The sequence below is a fragment of the Halobaculum sp. D14 genome, from assembly GCF_051195135.1.
Taxonomy (GTDB): Archaea; Halobacteriota; Halobacteria; order Halobacteriales; family Haloferacaceae; genus JBNTKA01.
In genome coordinates this window covers 937,156-955,641 of the sequence record NZ_JBNTKA010000001.1, presented here as the reverse complement: position 1 = coordinate 955,641, position 18,486 = coordinate 937,156, and the positions used below count along the sequence as shown (strand labels likewise).

General features: G+C 70.2%; 18 protein-coding genes. 10 read left to right on the top strand and 8 right to left on the bottom strand.

What is annotated here, in order from left to right; translation table 11 throughout:
- Entirely contained in the window at window positions 1-1,164 is a 1,164-nt protein-coding gene (locus ACQUST_RS04970; protein WP_435125693.1) for a thiamine pyrophosphate-dependent enzyme, read from the bottom strand.
- A gap of 174 nt (window positions 1,165-1,338) precedes the next feature.
- Between ACQUST_RS04970 and ACQUST_RS04965 the strand changes: the two genes are divergently transcribed.
- A complete protein-coding gene (locus ACQUST_RS04965; RefSeq protein ID WP_435125691.1) occupies window positions 1,339-1,641 on the top strand; it encodes a hypothetical protein in 303 nt (100 codons plus the stop codon).
- 86 nt (window positions 1,642-1,727) lie between these two features.
- Here the strand turns inward: ACQUST_RS04965 and ACQUST_RS04960 are convergent, their stop codons facing one another.
- The 5 genes from ACQUST_RS04960 to ACQUST_RS04940 all read right to left on the bottom strand — a co-directional run bounded on the left by ACQUST_RS04960 (window position 1,728) and on the right by ACQUST_RS04940 (window position 6,535).
- A complete protein-coding gene (locus ACQUST_RS04960; RefSeq protein WP_435125688.1) occupies window positions 1,728-3,944 on the bottom strand; it encodes an LUD domain-containing protein in 2,217 nt (738 codons plus the stop codon).
- A gap of 2 nt (window positions 3,945-3,946) precedes the next feature.
- Window positions 3,947-4,456, bottom strand: coding sequence for an LUD domain-containing protein (locus ACQUST_RS04955; RefSeq protein ID WP_435125685.1), 510 nt, complete (start codon window positions 4,454-4,456; stop codon window positions 3,947-3,949).
- Between the two features lie 108 nt (window positions 4,457-4,564).
- Window positions 4,565-5,050, bottom strand: coding sequence for a DUF3237 domain-containing protein (locus tag ACQUST_RS04950; RefSeq protein ID WP_435125684.1), 486 nt, complete (start codon window positions 5,048-5,050; stop codon window positions 4,565-4,567).
- Between the two features lie 80 nt (window positions 5,051-5,130).
- The gene (locus ACQUST_RS04945; RefSeq protein WP_435125682.1) at window positions 5,131-5,640 is read right to left on the bottom strand and encodes a universal stress protein; all 510 of its coding nucleotides are present in this window, start codon (window positions 5,638-5,640) and stop codon (window positions 5,131-5,133) included.
- Between the two features lie 499 nt (window positions 5,641-6,139).
- Entirely contained in the window at window positions 6,140-6,535 is a 396-nt protein-coding gene (locus ACQUST_RS04940) for an SHOCT domain-containing protein (protein WP_435125679.1), read from the bottom strand.
- 359 nt (window positions 6,536-6,894) lie between these two features.
- Here ACQUST_RS04940 and ACQUST_RS04935 point away from each other — a divergent pair, with 359 nt between their 5' ends.
- Window positions 6,895-7,074, top strand: coding sequence for a hypothetical protein (locus ACQUST_RS04935; protein WP_435125676.1), 180 nt, complete (start codon window positions 6,895-6,897; stop codon window positions 7,072-7,074).
- Between the two features lie 194 nt (window positions 7,075-7,268).
- Window positions 7,269-7,928 carry a bacterio-opsin activator domain-containing protein gene (locus ACQUST_RS04930; RefSeq protein ID WP_435125673.1) on the top strand — a complete coding sequence of 220 codons (660 nt, stop codon included), beginning with the start codon at window positions 7,269-7,271 and terminating at the stop codon, window positions 7,926-7,928.
- 29 nt (window positions 7,929-7,957) lie between these two features.
- Here ACQUST_RS04930 and ACQUST_RS04925 read toward each other — a convergent pair whose 3' ends face one another.
- The gene (locus tag ACQUST_RS04925; RefSeq protein WP_435125671.1) at window positions 7,958-8,647 is read right to left on the bottom strand and encodes a nucleotidyltransferase family protein; all 690 of its coding nucleotides are present in this window, start codon (window positions 8,645-8,647) and stop codon (window positions 7,958-7,960) included.
- 238 nt (window positions 8,648-8,885) lie between these two features.
- On the opposite strand from ACQUST_RS04925, the gene ACQUST_RS04920 reads away from it, so the two are divergent.
- From ACQUST_RS04920 to ACQUST_RS04890, 7 genes are all read left to right on the top strand, one after another.
- Window positions 8,886-9,650 (top strand): CoxG family protein, encoded by a 765-nt coding sequence (locus ACQUST_RS04920; protein ID WP_435125668.1) that lies wholly within the window; start codon window positions 8,886-8,888, stop codon window positions 9,648-9,650.
- The gene (locus ACQUST_RS04915) at window positions 9,647-10,174 is read left to right on the top strand and encodes a (2Fe-2S)-binding protein (protein ID WP_435125665.1); all 528 of its coding nucleotides are present in this window, start codon (window positions 9,647-9,649) and stop codon (window positions 10,172-10,174) included. The genes ACQUST_RS04920 and ACQUST_RS04915 overlap by 4 nt, the downstream gene beginning before the upstream one ends.
- Window positions 10,171-12,678, top strand: coding sequence for a xanthine dehydrogenase family protein molybdopterin-binding subunit (locus ACQUST_RS04910; RefSeq protein WP_435125663.1), 2,508 nt, complete (start codon window positions 10,171-10,173; stop codon window positions 12,676-12,678). Before ACQUST_RS04915 ends, ACQUST_RS04910 begins: the two co-directional genes overlap by 4 nt.
- Window positions 12,678-13,568 (top strand): FAD binding domain-containing protein, encoded by an 891-nt coding sequence (locus ACQUST_RS04905; protein WP_435125660.1) that lies wholly within the window; start codon window positions 12,678-12,680, stop codon window positions 13,566-13,568. The genes ACQUST_RS04910 and ACQUST_RS04905 overlap by 1 nt, the downstream gene beginning before the upstream one ends.
- Window positions 13,569-13,686: 118 nt before the next feature.
- Window positions 13,687-14,700, top strand: coding sequence for an AAA family ATPase (locus ACQUST_RS04900; RefSeq protein WP_435125658.1), 1,014 nt, complete (start codon window positions 13,687-13,689; stop codon window positions 14,698-14,700).
- The gene (locus ACQUST_RS04895; protein WP_435125655.1) at window positions 14,697-16,037 is read left to right on the top strand and encodes a VWA domain-containing protein; all 1,341 of its coding nucleotides are present in this window, start codon (window positions 14,697-14,699) and stop codon (window positions 16,035-16,037) included. Before ACQUST_RS04900 ends, ACQUST_RS04895 begins: the two co-directional genes overlap by 4 nt.
- Window positions 16,034-17,161: an XdhC family protein gene (locus ACQUST_RS04890; RefSeq protein ID WP_435125652.1), complete on the top strand. Its 1,128-nt coding sequence runs from the start codon at window positions 16,034-16,036 to the stop codon at window positions 17,159-17,161. The genes ACQUST_RS04895 and ACQUST_RS04890 overlap by 4 nt, the downstream gene beginning before the upstream one ends.
- Before the next feature lie 44 nt (window positions 17,162-17,205).
- On the opposite strand, the gene ACQUST_RS04885 is transcribed toward ACQUST_RS04890, so the two are convergent.
- A complete protein-coding gene (locus ACQUST_RS04885; protein ID WP_435125649.1) occupies window positions 17,206-18,396 on the bottom strand; it encodes an ABC transporter substrate-binding protein in 1,191 nt (396 codons plus the stop codon).
- Window positions 18,397-18,486 lie beyond the last annotated feature (90 nt).

Genomic DNA, 18,486 nt, shown 5'->3' with positions numbered 1-18,486 from the left:
TCATCCCTTGGGTCGCTGTTCGATGTAGTCGTCCATCTCGGGTCGCCGGTCGAGGAGGTCTTCGAACTCCTCGAGCTGCCGGCGGAGCTCCGGCGGCATCTCCGCGTACACGTACGCGAACAGCTCAGCGACGCTCCGCTCGGCGAACTCGTTTGCGGCGTCGAGCGCCGCGTCGAACTCGGCTTCGATGTCCTCGACGACCGCGTCGTGGTCGATGTCGTCCCACAGCCCCTCGGCTTTCAGGAACTCGCGGTAGCGCTCGATGGGGTCTTGCTGCTCCCACTGCTGGACCTCCTCGTCGCTGCGGTACCGCGTCGGGTCGTCGCTGGTGGTGTGTGCGTCCAGCCGGTACGTCACGGACTCGACGAACACCGGGTCGCCGTCGCGGACCCGGTCGCGGGCCCGCGAGACGGCGTCGTAGACGGCGAGGACGTCCTGGCCGTCGACGCGGATGGCGTCCATGCCGTACGCGAGCGCCTTCTGGGCGATGGTGTCCGACCCGGTCTGCTGGTCGAACGGCATCGAGATGGCGTACTGGTTGTTCTGACAGAAGAACAGCGCCGGGAGGCCGAGCGCGCTCGCGAGGTTCAGCGCCTCGTGGGCCGCACCGGTGCTGGTCGCGCCGTCGCCGAGGTAGGCGGTGGCGACGGCGTCGTCGCCGGCGACGTCCATTCCCCAGGCGAGGCCGGACACCAGCGGGAGGTGCGAGCCGATGGAGATGGCGACCTGAGAGTTGTGCTCGGCGAACGACTGCTGGCCCTCCTCGATGCCGCGCCAGAACAGGATCATGTCCTTCATCGGGACGCCCCGCATGAAAAACGGGGTCCAGGCGCGGCCGACGAACAGCCAGTCGTCCGGTTGCAGCGTGAACGCGCTGCCGATGATGCTCGCTTCCTGGCCGCGGGTCGAGCCGAACGTGCCGAGTTCGCCGCGCCGCTGGATGCTCACCATGCGGCGGCTGAACACGCGGTCGGTCACCATCCAGCGGTACAGGTCTCGGAACTCCTCGTCGGTGAGGTCGGGGACTGCGTCCTCGTCGTAGCTCCCGTCCGCGGCGACGATCTGGTGAGTCGGGACGTCGAGGTCAGCCTGCGTGAGGTACTGCGCCTCGCCGCCACTCCCCGGGTCGGGAGGGGTCGGGTCGGTTGACGGTCTATCGCTCATTCGACGGACGACCTGTTGTGCGTAGCCGGTAATAAAGTCGGGGGTGGCGGAGCCGCCGCTGAGCCCGCCGAATCCCGCCGCGTCCGGGACGCTCCTCGGTCCTGGGCAAAGGTTTATTATAGACAGTTTGGTACGGTCATTCATGGCAGTTGGAAACCCGGAGCTGGTCCGCCGATGATCGACCCAGCCGACAGCCTGGTAGTGGACTGCGACTGGCACTACGCCGACACGTTCGAGCAGGTCGCGCCGTACATGCCCGAGCCGTGGAAGACGAAGTTCCAGAAGAGCGGCTGGGGCGGCACCGGCGTGAAACAGAACCTGAGCGCGTTCTTCCCGGCGTCGACGGGCAACCGGTTCAACTACGGGAAGATCGAGCGCGAGTTCTCCGAGTACCCCGACGGCGGCGACGAGAAAAAGGTTTGTTCAGGACAGACCGGCCTGCCAGCGCTGTTGGCGGAGGGGACGGTCCGGAGGTAATCGGCGGCCGCCGCGACGACCGCCGGCTCGGTCTGCGGCGACCAGCGGGGTCCGACCGCGGTGGCTTGGCGGTCGAGCGTGAGGTACTACTTCGGCGCGACGAGTTCGACCGGGTGTGTGGCGTCCCGCGGGAACAGCGCGCCGAGCTGTTCGTGACAGGACGCGCCGCTCACCACCAGTTCGCGGTCGTCGACGCCGGCGTCGACGAACTGGTCGCGCAGCGTCTCGCCGACGTCGACGCTGAGTTCGTAGTACTCGGACTTGTAGCCGAACGACCCCGCCATGCCGCAGCACTCCACGTCCGACGTGACGACGTCGAAGCCGAGTTCGGTCAGGACGGCCTCGGTGTGCGCGTCGAGCCCGAGCGTTCGTTGCTGGCAGTGGCTGTGGTAGGCGACGGCGCCGCCGCCGGTCAGCGCGGACGCGTCCGCGCCGTTCTCCAGCAGGCCGAACACGTACTCCATGACCTCGTAGCTGTTGTCCGCGATTCGGTCGGCGCGGTCGGCGGGGAGCAGCCGGTCGTACTCGCGTCGGAACGCGGCGAGGTCCGACGGTTCGACGACGACGACGTCCCGGCCGTCGTCGAGGTACGGGTCGAGCGAGTCGGCGACGCGGACGGCGTTCGCCCGCGCCGTTTCTATCATACCTTGTGACAGCGGTGCGCGGCCGCTCTCGTGACACGGCGCGAGTTCGACGTCGACGCCGAGCGCCTCCAGCGTCCGCACGGCGGCCTTCCCGCGGTCGACGAGGACGTAGTTCGTGTACGCGTCCGGGTACAGCACGACGGAGCGGTCCGGTCCATCGGCCGCGGCCGTCCCCGCGTCCGCGTCGCGGCCGGCGAACCAGTCGTGGAGCGTCTCCCGCCGGAACGACGGGAGGTCGCGGCGGCGGTCGACGCCGAGCAGCCGGTCCATCGCGGCGCGCACCGGGCCGAGGTCGGCGACCCAGTTGGACACCGGCGCGGTGGCGCTGCCGAGGCGGGCGAGCGTCCCAAAGTTCCCGAACAGCCGCTTCTGCGGGTCCACGCCGCCGGGGTCGTCGTCGGGGGTGAGGCCCTCGACGAGCGAGTCGAACCGGTCCGGGTCGGCGCCGCGGTTCACGCGGTCGCGGACGACCGTGTTTATCCACGGGATGTCGATCTTGACGGGGCAGGCGTCGACGCAGCGCGAACAGCCCGTACAGAGGTCGTTGAACTCGGCCGCCGAGTCGAGGCCGTGGACGCCGGCCTCCCAGCCGGTCGCGATGCCGCCGGTGTACGTCTCGCCGCCGAACGCGTGGCCGCCGACGTGCTGGAAGTTCGCACAGGAGTTCGCGCAGGCGCCACACCGGATGCAGTACAGCGTCTCGCGGAGGTCGTCGTCGTCGCGCATCTCCATCCGGCCGTTGTCGAGCAGCACCAGGTGGAACTCGCGGTCGTCGCCGCCGCCGGAGAGCGGTTCGTCGGGCGCGTCGAAGTCGATAGTCGGCGAGTCGACCGGCGGCGTCAACACGGACAGGTACGTCGCGACGTCCTGTCCGCCGCCGGCCTTCGCGATGAGTTCGGCGAACGCCGGGAGGTCCTCGACGCTCGGAATCAGTTTCTCGACGCCGGCGACCGCGACGTGCGTGTCGGTCGTGACGGCGCACTTCCGGGCGTTCCCCTCGTTCGTGACGAGCGCGATGGAGCCGGACTCGGCGGCCACGAAGTTCGCGCCGGTCATGCCGACGTCGGCCTCGCGGATGCGTTCGCCGACGTGGTCGCGCGCGAACTGCGTGAGGTCCTCGGCGGTCCGCAGCGGCTCGTCGGTGTCGAAGTGGGCGTTGAACAGGTCCGCGATCCCCTCGCGCGACTTGTGGAACGCCGGGCCGACGAGGTGCGACGGCGCTTCGTCGGCGACCTGCAGCACGAACTCGCCGAGGTCCGTCTCGGTGACGTCGACGCCGGCGGCTTCGAGCGCGTCGTTCACCTCGATCTCCTCGGTCGTCATCGACTTCGACTTCGCGACCGAGTCGGCGCCGCGCGCCTCCACGACCTCCGTGATGTAGCGGTTCGCGTCGGCGGCGTCGTCCGCGAGGTACACTTCGCCGCCGTTCGCCTCGACGCTGTCGCGGACCGTCTCGATGAGTTCGGGGAGCCGCTCGATGGCGTCCTCCTTGATGCGGCGGGACTCAGCGCGGAGTTCTTCGATGTCGTCGCGGCGGGCGTTCGCCTCGTAGCGCCCCTGGTTGATGTGGGTCGCGTTCGCCAAGACGGCGTCGCCTTCGGTGTCCAGCAGGTGTCGGATGCGGTCGGCCTTCGCCCGCCGGTCTTTGCTTCCGCTCATGGTTAGCGGTCCGTGAGCACGAGCGCGTGAACGGCCTGCGGGCCGTGCACGCCCTCGACCAGTTCCCCCATGTCCGCGGTCGCGCTCACTCCGGTGGCGACGATTGCGGAGTCGCGGCCGGCGCGGAACTCCGAGCCGAGCCACGTCAGCGCGTCGTCGAGCGTGTCGTGGACGTCGCTCGCGCGGACGACGCCGACGTGTTTCCGCGGGTAGAGGCTCACCGGTTCGGTGCCGGCGGCGTCCGACTGAATCAGGAACGAGCCGTGTTCCGCGACGCCGCCGCCGACGCGGGTGACGCCGGTGTCGGCCTCCTGGAGGAGCCGCGGCGTGGGCGGCGTCGTCACCGCGGTGCCGTCGAGCGAGACGCCGTCGATGCCGAGCGGCGCGCCGACTGCCGTCCCCTCGACGGCGTCGGCCAGCGCCGACTCGAACCCGTCCGTCTCGGTCCGCGTGCACTCGACGCCCGCCGTTTCGAGCGCCGACGCGAACCGCGTCGTGGTGTCCGTTGCCATGACGCACACATCTCCCCCGCCTCGTTTATGCCTGCCGGTCGTTCGCGCCTGCCGCGCCGCGGTCGCCAGGTTCGCGGCCAGCGCGGCAGTCGGCGGGACGGTGTCGGCTCAGGCGACGCGGAAGACGGCGAGTTTCACGCCGTTCGGCTGGCGGACGCCGGTCGCGACGAAGATGCTGCGCGTGAGCCACTGCAGGTCCGGGTCGGCCGTCTCGAACTCCGGGACGGACCGGAAGTACACCGCCGCCGGGTCGACCGACTCACCGTCGCGGATGCGTTCGCTGACCGCCGGCGGCGCCCAGCGGATGCCGCGGTTCTCGACGTAGACGCGGGCGCCGTCGTCCGTCTCGAAGGCGTACTTCGCGACGAGTTCGGTGGGCCGCTCGGTTCGGTACAGCTGGTAGTCGGCGCCGCCGGGCAGGATTTCGCCGTCGACGCGACCCGAGACGGTGCCGCTCGTGATTTCGATGATGCGTCGCTGCCCGTCGCCGGTCTCGCCGATCTCGATCGGGTCGGCGACCTCGATATCGAGGTCCATGACGTGTTCGAACGACGGGTCGAGCAGTTCGTCGTCGTGGTTCCGGTCTGCGCCCATACGCACCCGGATTCGGCGCGGCGATAAGTAGGTGACGCCGCAGACACTCGCCGCACGGGGTGATGCGGACAGTCGGTCGGCTACTCCGACATCACCGTCAGCACCGGCTGGTCCGCCGTGAGCAGGACGGACTGCGTGGTGCTTCCGAAGACGGCTTTCCCGACGGGGGTGCGTTTGCGGCCGCCGATGACGAGATAGCGGGCGTCCCGGCGTTCGGCCTCCGCGAGGAGTTCCTCGACTGGCTCGCCGACGCGGCCCTGCAGCGTCACGGCACCGTCGGCGTCGAGCGTCCCTCGGACGACGTCGCGCGCAACGCCGGCGGCGTGCCGTTCGCCGTCGTCGATTGAGTAGCCGTCACTCCCCGCGGCGTGTGACTGCCCGCCCCGGTCGCTGCCGCCGTACGACGCCGAGGACTGAAACGGATACTTGGGCGGCCGCTCACCGGTCGACTCTCGGAAGTCGTCGAAGACGTCCTGGGGCATGACGTGGACCACGACGTGCTCCTCGCCGAACTGGTCTGCGAGCGTCTGCCCCTCCCGGACCGGCTTGCTCGGAATCGTCTCCCCGTCGACCGCTGTCAGAACCGTCATGGCCGCAGATGCTCACAGCGGTACATAAAACGTTGTGGCGATTCCAGCGGTGGGAGCGAAGAGATAGCCCAGCAGTTCCACCCGCAGCCCATATGACAACAATAATTAAGTATTGGAATATACCCATTCTTTTTATCATTAATAGCGGACAGAGACAGTAATCGCTAAATCGGGATTTTGTGGGCAGTTCGCCGCGTGTATACATATCTCGACCGGCACACTACTCAGAATACATAATAAAAGTCTGATCTTCAATAAGGAGGAGGAAATAACGCTGGAGCCGTAATTATTCTCCGAATCTTGCTTTATACTCGATAATATCTTGTTTAGAGGCAAAATAGAGATTTTATGCCTGGCGATACATATCTATTCGCTTCGTTTTACTCTTTTCTGATAATTAACGTGATAGCAGAACAATTTTCTGAGACGGGCTGTGTGGTGGTCGTCGCTCGCAGCAGGAAGCACGGACGAGTGAGCCGTCGGAGCGCAGGCTGGGTGGCTACCGGTCGTCGCGAAGCCGCTCGCGGCGCTCCTCGAACTCCTCGTCCGTCAGGTCGCCGCGGGCGTACGCGAGTCGGAGTTCCTCCAGCGCGCGGTCCTGGCCGGTCCCGGTCCGCAGGCCGGCGAAGCCGCGGTAGAGCGCGTAGCCGAGTCCGGCGAGCAGGAGCACCCAGACGACGAGTACGCCGAGTCCCCACGGCGGCGACGCCCCGGTCATTCCGCCGCCCATCATGCCGCCGTTCATCATGCCGCTCCAGCCCCAGCTCATCATTCCCATCATCGGCATCGTGACCGCCATCAACAGCAGCGGCGCCAAGACGACGACGCCGAGCGCGATGACTGCCAGCCGGAGGAGTCGATCCGTCGAATCAGGCCCGGTAGCTGCGGAGCTCACGTGGTCCCGGTCGTTCGCTCGGGGCATATTCGTTGTCCCCGGACCGGTGACTCGGCGGGCTGACCGCCGCCGCGTTCCGGGAACCGCCCTGGCGAGGTGAACCGCGAGGGTCGGGACTGTGGCCCCGCGTCGTCCGTCGGTTCGCAGTCGCGACGTGGCGCGTCGGGCCGGCCCGGTTGCCTCGGTATCGAGGGGCGTTAAAAACAGTAGACCTTTCCGGGCGGGACGTGTTATCACGGCAATAGATACAAGCCCACGTGGAGGTGAAATCGCCTTGGATTCGCTGGTCGACCGCAGACGTTGACCCCCCGGCTTCGACCCGGCACCTGGTTCCTGTATTCTCGGTCCAGGAGACATTCATGTCCGACGTACCCGAATTCAGCGGCGACTCCGGCTTCGAAGACGCACTGACGCGACTCATCGAACGCGCCTACAGGAACGGCACGAACATCGAGGGTGGCTGGAAGTGCTCCATCGACGGGAACGGCAACTTACACTGGGACGTCCAGATTTCCAGGGTCGAATACGACGACGACTGACCCGACCGGCCGCTCCGCGCCGCCGGGTGGTTCGCGGGTCGGCAACCGCGGCTCGCCCCCGGCGCCCTGCCGCGGATTTTCGGTTTAAAGGGCTTTGATACCCAACCAAACGGTTACCCGAATTCCCCTCCTACTGTTTCCACACTGATGACGGACACGAGTTTCTGCAGTTACACGCGAACGGGGGTGTGAGGGTGAGCGTCATCGCCGAGTTCTCGGTGGCGGCCGAGGAGTTCATCCTCGGGAAAGCCCTGACGCAAACCGCCGGGCTCTCCATCGAACTCGAGAAGATGATTCCGACGGGTGACACGACCATTCCGTACTTCTGGGTGGTCGGCGAGGGCCGGTCAGAGTTCGAGGCCGTCCTCACGTCCGAACCGGCGCTGTCGACGTTCGAGGCGGTCGACGAACTCGACGACAGAACCCTCTACCGGGTCGAGTGGGACCGGTCCGTCGACACGTTCGTCCAGACCATCGTAGAGCACGACGCGGTGCTGCAGGACGCCAACGGCGACGCCGACTCGTGGCTGTTCCAGCTCCGGTTCCCCGACGCGCACGCCCTCTCGTCGTTTCACACCGCCTGCCGGGAACGCGGCATCGACGTCACGGTCGAGGGGCTGTTCAACCCCATCGAGCCGCACTCGGTCGACACCAGCGACCTGACGGAGGCCCAACACAGCCTCCTCGTCCGCGCGTACGACGAGGGCTACTTCGAGGTGCCGCGGAAGATCACGCTCGCGGAACTCGCCGAGGAACTCGGCGTCTCGGACCAGGCGCTGAACGAGCGGCTCCGGCGGGGCCTGAGCACCGTCATCGGCGCCACGCTCCAGCCCGATTCGCCACAGAAACCGTAACTCGGCCGTTTTTCCGCGGTTCCGGGGACTCACCCGTTCGTCTCCGCGTCCCGGTCGGCGTCAGCCGCGCGCGTGAGGTCCTGCGGCGTGTCGACGTCGACGACGACCCCGGCGTCCCCGACGTCGACGAGCGCCGCCGCGTCGCTGCCGCGGAGGACGGCGCGGCCGCCGACGTCGCCGTCGACGCGGCGGAGCGAACCGAAGTGCGCACGGTCGAACAGCACCGGGTTCCCGCGAACGCCGTCGTGGGCGGCGGCGAGCGCCGTCCCGACGTCCGCCCGGTACGCGTCGACGAGTCGCCGGACGGTCGAGGAGGCCACGGTCGGCATGTCTCCCGGGAGGAACACCGCGGCGTCCGCGTCGAGGTCGGCGGCGGCCCCGACGCCGCGGGCGACGCTGCTGGCGAGTCCGTCGGCGTAGTCGGGGTTCTCGACGACGCGAACCGCGGCGTCGCCGAGCGCGTCGCGGACGGCGCCGGCTTCCCAGCCGACGACGGCGACGACGGCCGCGAGGTCCGCGTCGAGCAGCGTCCGTGCGGCGTGTCGGACGAGCGGCCGGCCGTCGAGTTCTGCGAGGAGCTTGTTCGCGTCGCCGAAGCGGCTGCTCGTCCCTGCTGCGAGCAGCACCCCGACGACCGACGGCGCGGCGTCTCCCGACCGGTCCGGCGTCGGAATCCGTTCGGCGTCGTAGACGGGGAGGTCGGTGTCGGTGTCGGTCACGGCGACGCCTCGCAGTGGGACGGTTCGCGGCGCGCGCCGAGTCGGGTCGAGACGGCCGGGGAGCGGTTCATGGCGGCCTGTCGACGGGCGCTGCGGTGCGGTTCGACTCGGCCCGGTCGGTGCGGGCGGCGCGGGGCCTGTTCGGCTTCCGCAGGTTAGTTGGCATCCCTAGTATGCAAAGAACTATGATTACATAATATCATTGTAGTGTGTCGGAGGGTAGCACGAACCACAGACCATGAACTTCAGCGGAACATTCCACCTCGACGAGACGACGCCCGAGGACGTGTGGCTCGCCCTGTCGGACCCGGTGCTGATAGAGCGCGCGCTTCCCGGCTGCCAGTTCCTCGTCCGCGTCGACGACACGGACGTCGACTTCGACGCGCTGCGCGAGGAGACCGCAGACAGGACCGTCGCGCCGACCGCCGACCCGGCCGTCATCGAGGAGCGCGCCTTCGAGGAGGGCGGCCACTACGCCGCGCTGTTGCAGCTCAGCGTCGGCCCCATCAACCCGACGTTCGAGACGGTCGTCACCGTCGACCGCCGCGAGTTCCCGGAGATGTCAGCGTCCGGCGAGGGCTCGTCCAGCAACAGCTCGTTCGAGCTGTCGTCGGGGATGACGCTCGCGGCGGCCGACGGCGGCGTCGACGTCGACTGGGAGACCGACGCCGAGGTGTTCGGGAAGGTCGCCCAGATGGGTCAGCGCGTCGTCAACCCGGTCGCGAACCGGGTGGTGAAGCGGTTCTTCTCGTCGGTACAGGACGAACTGCACGACCTCCGCGACCCCGAGGCGGCCGCCGGCGACGCGGGCGGCGACGACCCGGACGGCGCTGGCGACGCGGGCGACGGAGACGCGGACGGCGCCGCCGGAGACGACGCGGACGGCGCCGCCGGAGACGACGCGGACGGCGACGGCGAGGGGGACGGGGCGGACGAATCGGGCGGCGGCCGCGGCATCGTCGACAGGGTGCTCGGCCGGTCGAACAACGACTCACAGCCATGACTGAACACGACATCACGCTCACGGTCAACGAGACGGAGCACGAACTCACGGTCGAATCGCGAACCCTGCTGGTGCACGCCCTCCGGGACGAACTCGGCTACACCGGCACGAACGTCGGCTGCGAGAGCAGCCTCTGTGGCGCCTGCACCGTCCACCTGGACGGCGAAGCCGTCAAGTCCTGTACGGTGCTGGCGGTGCAGGCGGACGGCGGCACCGTCGAAACCGTCGAAGGGCTCGGAGGCCGGGACGACTTCCACCCGATTCAGACCGGGTTCCAGGAGGAGCACGGTCTGCAGTGCGGCTACTGCACCCCCGGGATGATGATGGCCGCGACGGACCTGCTCGCGGAGAACCCCGACCCGACCCGCGAGGAGATTCGAGAGGGACTGGAGGGGAATCTCTGCCGCTGCACCGGCTACCAGAACATCGTCAACGCGGTGGAGAACGCCGCGGAGTCGATGGACGGCGGCGCGGTCGCTGACGGCGGCGAAGTGCGGTGGCCGGACGGAGGTGACGAGCGGTGAGCATCGACTCCATCGACCCGGACGACGTCGACGCCGCGGACATCCTCGGGTCGGCCATCGAGCGCCGCGAGGACCCGGCGCTCGTCACCGGCGACGCGGAGTACACGGACGACATTCAGCTCGACGGCATGCTCCACATGGCGGTGCTCCGCAGCCAGTACGGCCACGCCCGCCTCCGCGACGTCGACACCACGGCCGCCGAGGAGATGGACGGCGTCGTCGCCGTCTACACCCACGACGACCTGCACCGCGAGGACACGCCGAGCGGCGGGTCGTACTCGCTGCCGGTCGGCTGGCTGCTCGACAGCCTCCGCCAGGTCGACCACCCGATTCTCGCGGACGACCGCGTCCGGTACCAGGGCGACGCCGTCGCCGTCGTCGTCGCGGAGGACCGGTACGTCGCCCACGACGCCGCCGACGCGGTCGCCGTCGACTACGAGCGGCTGGACGCCGTCGCCGACCCGGACGACGCGCTCGCGGACGACGCGCCGACGCTGCACGACGACGCCGAGGGCAACGTCGCCTTCGAGTGGGAAATCGGCGACGACGAGAAGACCGACGCGGCGTTCGACGACGCCGCCCACACCGTCAGCCTCGACTTGGAGAACCAGTTGCTCATCGCGAACGCGATGGAGCCGCGCGCCGCCGTCGCGGACTACCACCCCGGGACGGACGAACTGGACGTGTTCATGACGTCGCAGAACCCTCACCTCCACCGGCTGCTGATGTCGGGCGTCATCGGCCACCCGGAGCACAAGCTCCGCGTGAAGGCGCCGGACGTCGGCGGCGGGTTCGGCAGCAAAATCCACCACTACGCCGACGAGGCGCTGGTGGCGTGGGTTGCGAAGGACCTCGAACGGCCCGTGAAGTGGACGGCGACCCGGACGGAGACGTACAAGACCGACGCGCCGGGCCGCGGCCACCGGACGCTCGCGGAGCTCGCGATGGACGACGCCGGCAACATCACCGGCGTCCGCGTCGACACCAGGGCGAACCTCGGCGCGTACCTGTCGACGTTCGCGCCGGCCGTCCCGACGTACCTGTACGGGACGCTGCTCTCCGGGCAGTACGACATCCCGGCGATTCACTGCTCGGTGACGGGCGCGTACACGAACGTCCCGCCGGTGGACGCCTACCGCGGCGCCGGCCGGCCGGAGGCGTCGTTCCTCATCGAGCGGCTCGCCCACCTCGGCGCCCGCGAGGTCGGCATGGACCCGGCCGAGTTCCGGCGGCAGAACTTCGTGCCGGACGACGCCTTCCCGTACGACACGCAGGTCGCCGTCTCGTACGACAGCGGCGACTACGAGAAGCCGCTCGACGAGGCGCTGGAGATGGTCGGCTACGACGACTTCCGGCAGCGGCAGGCCGACGCGCGCGAGGAGGGCCGCTACCTCGGCGTCGGCTTCTCCTGTTACATCGAGGCGTGCGGGCTGGCGCCGTCGGAGCTCGCCGGGCAGCTCGGCGCGCAGGCCGGGCTGTGGGAGTCCAGCCTCGTCCGGTTCCACCCGTCCGGGACGGTGACGGCGTTCTGCGGCACCTCCGGGCACGGGCAGGGCCACGGCACGACGTACGCCCAGATCGTCGCGAACGAACTCGGGATTCCGTACGAGGACGTCGAGGTCGTCGAGGGCGACACCGACGAAATCCCGCAGGGGATGGGGACGTACGGCTCCCGGTCGGCGGCGGTCGGCGGCAGCGCGCTCGTGAAGAGCTCGCAGAAACTGGTGGAGAAGGCGCGCGAACTCGCCGCCCACCAGCTCGAAGCCGACCCGGCGGACGTCAAGTTCGACGCCGGCGAGTTCCACGTCGCCGGCGCGCCCGACCGGTCGGTCGGCATCAAGGCGCTCGCCGAGCAGTCGTACCTCGCACACGACATCCCCGACGACATGGAGCCGGGGCTGGAGGCCACGTCGTTTTACGACCCCGACAACTTCGTGTTCCCGTTCGGGACGCACGTCGCGGTCGTCGAAGTCGACCCGGCGTCCGGCGAAATCGAGTTCGAGCAGTACGTCGCCGTCGACGACGTCGGCAACCAGATCAACCCGAAAATCGTGGAGGGGCAGGTGCACGGCGGCGTCGCACAGGGCGTCGGTCAGGCGCTTTACGAGGGCGCCGAGTACGACGCCAACGCCCAGTTGCTCACCGGGTCGATGCAGGACTACGCGGTGCCGAAGGCGATGCACATCCCGGAGATGGACACCGGGTCGACCGTGACGGAGAGCCCGCACAACCCGCTCGGCGTGAAAGGCGTCGGCGAGGCCGGCACCATCGCGGCGCCGCAGGCCGTGATGAACGCCGTCGTGGACGCGCTGGAGCCGTTCGGCGTCGACCACCTGGAGATGCCGATGACCGCCGAAACCGTCTGGAACGCGACCGGCGGCAGCGCCGCGACCGACGGCGGAACCGAGCCGAACCGCGACGGAGACCGCGACCGGAACCGCGACGGCGACGCAGACGCGGACGGCGCGCCGGATGCCGCGGTGGACGACGGGGGTGAGCGCTGATGTTCCCCGACGAGTTCGACTACCACGAGGCGGCGTCGGTCGAGGAGGCCATCGACCTGCTCGAAGCGAACGCGGACGCGGAAACCGAGCTGCTGGCGGGCGGACACAGCCTGCTCCCGGCGATGAAGACGGGGCTGTCCAGCCCGGACGTCCTCGTCGACCTCGGCGGCGTCGACGAACTCCACGGCGTCTCGGCCGACGGCGACACCGTCGTCGTCGGCGCGATGACGCGGTACAGCGACCTGCTGGACGCGGACGCCGCCCGCGAGCTGGCGCCGGCGCTGACGGCTGCGGTCGCGGAGGTCGGCGACCGGCAGGTGCGGAACCGCGGCACCGTCGGCGGCAACCTCGCGCACGCCGACCCGGCGTCGGACCTGCCGGGCGCGGCGCTCACCTCCGACGCCGACGTCGTCGTCGCCGGCCCGACCGGCGAGCGGACCGTCCCGGCCGACGAGTTCTTCTTCGGGATGTACGCGACGGACCTCGGGCCGAGCGAGCTCGTGACGCGCGTCGAGGTGCCGGCCGAACCGGACGCCGTCGGGACGTACGCGAAGAAGCCGAGCCCGTCGTCGGGGTACCCGATGGTCGGCGTGTCGGTGCTGCTGCACGCCGACGGCGGCACCGTCGACCGGGTCCGCGTCGGCGCGAACGGCGTGATGGACCACGGCGTCAGGCTCCACCCGGTCGAAGAGGCGCTCGCCGGCGAGCGGCTGGACGGCGACGCGATTTCGGCCGCGGCGAGCCGCGCGACCGACGACCTCGACACCGCGATGATGATGGACGACCTGCAGGCGTCCGCCGACTTCCGGGCGCAGCTTCTGGAGGTGTACACCGAGCGGGCGCTGGAGGACGCCGCCGACCGGGTCTCCGCGGCCGCCGCGGCCGACTGAGCCGACCGAACTCGACGCATCGCTCCGCGGCCGCCGTCGGGTGCAGTTCCCGACTGCGCGCCGTCGAACCGACCGCCGTGCGGACTACCCACGGCCCACCGAGACCACCGAGTTACACATGGAGGACGGACCGACGACGGCGCACCCCGACGTGACCGAATCCGACGTCCGCGACGCCTTCGAGGCCGCCGCGTACGTCGCCGAAGACGAGATCGTGACGACGGTGCAGTTGGCGCTCCGGCTCGGCAAGCCGCTGCTCGTCGAGGGAGAGCCGGGCGCCGGGAAGACCGAACTGGCGAAGGTGCTCGCCGCCGGCTTCGGCTCCGAACTGATTCGGCTGCAGTGTTACGAGGGGCTGACCGCGGAGCACGCGCTGTACGAGTGGAACTACACGAAACAGCTGTTGGCGGTGCAGAGCGGCGACGACGCGGAGCCGTCCGTGTTCAGCGAGGAGTACCTGCTGGAGCGGCCGCTGCTGGCCGCGCTCCGCGGCGACGGCGACCGGCCGCCGGTGCTGCTCGTCGACGAGATCGACCGGGCGGACGCCGAGTTCGAGGCGCTGCTCCTGGAGGTGCTGTCCGACTTCCAGGTGTCGATTCCGGAGCTCGGCACCGTCGCGGCCGACCGGCCGCCCATCGTCGTCGTCACGTCGAACCGGACGCGGGCGCTGAGCGACGCGCTGAAGCGGCGCTGCCTGTACCTGCACGTGTCGCCGCCGTCGTTCGAGAAGGAGCGCGAAATCCTCCGGCTGCGCGTCCCCGAGCTCGACGGCGTCGTCGCGGCGGAGCTGTGTGCGGCCGTCGCACGGCTGCGCGAGGAGCCGCTGCGGAAGCCGCCGGGCGCCGCCGAGACAATCGACTGGGCGCGCGCCGTCGCGAACGTCTCACAGCACGGCGACGGCGCCGGAGACGGGCCCGTGCTGACCCGCGACGTCGTCCGGAACACGCTCGGCTGCCTGCTGAAGGAGGTGGAGGACGTCGAGCGCGTCGACGACGACCTGCTCACTGCGCTACTCGACGCCGCCGAAGACGCCGCGGCCGACGCCGCCGAAGCTGTCGCTGACGACGAGGCGATGGACAACCAGAGAACCGACGAATCGCCCGCGGCGGGCGACGTGGAGGCGAACCGGTGACCGCCGACGGCGGCGCGGACGGAGCGGTCGCTGTCGACGACCACGTCCGGGAGTCGCTCGTCGCGTTCGTCCGGGCGCTCCGCCGCGACGGCGCGGCCGTCCCGGCGAACGCGGCGAGGACGGCGGCGCGGGCGCTCGTCGAGGTCGGGCTCGCGGACCGCGACCGCGCACGCGACGCGCTCCGCGCGGCGCTTCTCACCGACCGCCGTGACTTCGAGTCGTTCGACTGGCTGTTCACGTCGTTCTGGCACGACCTCGCCGGCGGGCCGGGCGGCATGGCCGGGCTGGTGGAGGACGTCGACGGCGGCCTCGCACCGCTCGACCAGACGGGCCGCGAGGAGTCGGCGTCCGTCGAGGACGAAGGCGGCGACGGCGACGGCGGAAGCGACGACGATGCGACCCTGGACGAACGGTCCGCCGGCGGCGAACTGTTCGACCTGAACGCGGCCGACGACGACCCGGCCGGCGACGACGAGGCGGAGACGTCGCTGTACAGCCCGGCCGGCTCGGCGGAGCCGGTCCGGGGCCACGGCGTCGCCGAGCCGGTCGGCCTGGACGCGTCGTTCCGGGCGCTGACGGACGCGCTCGCCGGGCTTCCGGGCCGCCGATTCGACGCCGGCGGCGACCGGGTCGACGTCCGCCGGGCGCTCCGCAGCAGCGTCGGCACCGGCGGCACCGTCGTCAGCGTGCCGACGCGGAGCCGCCGCCGGAGCGCGGTCAGCGCGGTGCTGCTGGTGGACGTCAGCCGGTCCGTCCTCGACACCGTCGACCGGGGCTTCCTCGTCGACTTCCTGCGGCGCGCCCGCCGGGACTGGCGGGACGTCCGCGTCTTCTTCTTCGACGAGTCGCTGCGGGAGGTGACCGCCGCCGTCGACGCGCCGTCGGCGGCCGCCGCGATGGACGCGCTCGACGCCGCCGAAGCCGCGTGGGGCGGCGGAACCCGAATCGGCGGCGCGCTCGCGGAACTCCGGGAGCGAGCGCCCGACGCCGTCGACCGCCGAACTACGGTGTTCGTCGTCAGCGACGGCCTGGAGACGGGCGACGTCGACGAACTGGAGCGCGGGCTCGCCTGGGTCGCCCGCCGCGCGCCGCGGGTGCTGTGGCTGAATCCGCTCGCCGCCGCCGCGACGTACGAGCCGACCGCCCGCGGAATGGCCGCGGCGCTCCCGTACGTCGACGGCCTGTTCGCGTTCACCGGCCCCGACGACGTCGCCGACGCGGCCGCACAGCTCGCCCGATACGGCACCGGCTCCGCCGGCCTCCTCGGCTACGAGCGCCGCGCCGGCGCCGCCCCCGGGCCGAACCGACCGCCGACTGCGTCACCGAGAGACACATGAGTTCACCAGACTGGAGCGCCCCGGAAACGGCCGTGTTCGACCGAATCAGCGACGCCCTGGACGCCGGCGACGACGCCGTCCTGGCGACCGTCGTCGACGTCGAGGGCAGCGCCTACCGCCGCCCCGGCGCGAAGATGCTGCTCGACGCGGCGGGCGGCGGCGCCGGCAGCATCACCGCCGGCTGCATCGAAGACGAGGTGCGCGCGCTGGCCGCCGACGTCATCGACGACGGCGCCCCCCGCGTCGAGACCTGGGACCTCACCGGCGACGACGACGTCTGGGGGCTCGGCGTCGGCTGTAACGGCGTCATCACCGTGCTGCTCGAACCCCTCGACGACTCCTTCCGACCGGTCGTGGCGGCCCGCGGCGCCGGCGACCCCATCGGCGTGGCGACCGTCGTCGGCGGCGACGCGGCCCCGGTCGGCGCCCGCGGCTACTTCCGGCCCGGCGACGGCTTCGACCGCGGCGACCTCCCGGAAGGCGCCGCCGCGGAACTGACGGACGCGCTGCGGTCGCTCGTCGCCGACGGCGGGAGCGAAACCGTGGCCGTCGAGACCGCCGACGGCGCCGCGGACGTGTTCTGTGACGCCGTCCGGCCGCCGCCCGAACTCGTCGTGTTCGGCTCCGGCAACGACGTCGCGCCGGTCGTCGAACTCGCCGTGCTCGCCGACTTCCGGGTCACGGTCGCGTCGTTCCGCGGCGGCGACGCGGACGCCGACCGGTTCCCCGGCGCCGCCGACGTCGTGTCGGTGTCGCCGCGGGACGTCGCCGACCGGTTCGACTGGGACGACCGCAGCTACGTCGTCGTGATGAGCCACAACTTCGTCGACGACCGGCTCGCGCTCGACGCGCTGCTGGACACGCCCGCCCCGTACGTCGGCCTGATGGGCCCCGAGGCCCGGTTCGACGAGATGCGCGAGGCGTTCGACGAGGAGGGCCGCGAGCTCACGGCCGCCGACCGCGACCGAATCTACACCCCTATCGGGCTGAACCTCGGCGGCGACACGCCCTACCAGATCGCACACAGCATCGTCGCGGAGCTGCTCGCGGTCGCGAACGACCGGACGCCCGGCCACCTCAGCCAGCGGGACGGACCGATTCACGGCCGCGACGACGGCGAGTGAGCGGGCCGAATTGCGGAGCGGCGGGCCGAAGCGAGGGCCGCCGGTCAGAAGTCGCCGGTGACGATGTCGGCGACGCGCCGGCGGTCGAACAGTTCTGCGTCGCTGGTCACCGCGCCGAACACGTCGGGGTAGAGCTGTTTCGCGGCGCGCTCGGTGAGAAAGAGGTTCTGAATCGGGCCCTGGTACAGGTAGCCGCCGCGGTACACCCGGCCGTTCTGGACGGCCGTCAGTTTGCTGCCGACCGGGTGGTTCCGCATGAACGCGAGCACCGTGTCGCGGAACTCGGCGGCGGACTTCCGTTCGTGGCCGCGGATCAGCATCACTTCCGGGTCGATTTCGAGGAGGTTCTCGTAGTCGAGCTCCCCGCGGTTCGTGGTGCTGAGGTTCTCGATGTCGGTCCCGGCGAGCGCGTCGGTGACGCCGAGGTCGCGCCACTGTTTCTTGCTGGTGCCCTTGTCGACGAGGCGGTACGGCGAGAACGTCTCGGGTTCGTTCGTCCCTTCGTACGTCAGGAAGACGCTCGGCCGCTCTTCGGCCGGCGGCAGCTTCGCCTGGAGCCGCGCGATGAACTCGTCGTGGAGCGCCTCGAACGCCCGGAAGCGCTCCTGCTGTTGGAACAGCGCGGCGAGCTTCCCGAACGCCTGGTAGAGCGTGTAGTACCGGTAGTCGTGCCACTCGTCCGACCGGCGGAAGATGAGGTTCCCGAAGAACGGCGCGACGTTGCCGGCGATTTCGTCGACGTCGTCGTCGTCCCAGTCGAACCAGTTGACGAGCATCTGCGGGTCGTACACGTGGACGTCGCAGTCGAGTTCGTAGAACTGCTCTTTCGTCCGGACGTCGGAGTTCGCTTCCAGCCTCTTCCGGTCGACGCCGACGCCGGGGAGTTCGTCGTACTGGTAGGTGTAGTAGCGGTCGATTCCGCCGAGGCCGACCAGTCCGTCGCCCTGGCCGAGCGCGACTCCCATGTCGGCGAAGCCGCCGTCGTACGCCACCCAGCGTTCGGGGACCGACTCGAAGGTGACGTCGCCGACCGGCGCCATCGATACCGTGTACGGGTCGGGGTCGTCGGGGGTCGAAGACCGCGTCGCCGTCGACTGTTCTGTCTCGGTCGGCGAACCGGCGCCGTCCGAGTTCCCGGCGCAGCCGGCGAGGAAGCCGCCGCCGGCGACCGCGCCGCCGTACTTGAGGTAGTCGCGCCGCGTCGTGCCGCCGTCGCGCTGTGAGTCACGCACCATGATTTTAGGCCGACCTAAAACCATGTAGCCGTTTCGGTCCCACCCGGAACCGGTCACCGGTCCGACCCGACCGCCAGCGCGGCGCGCGTC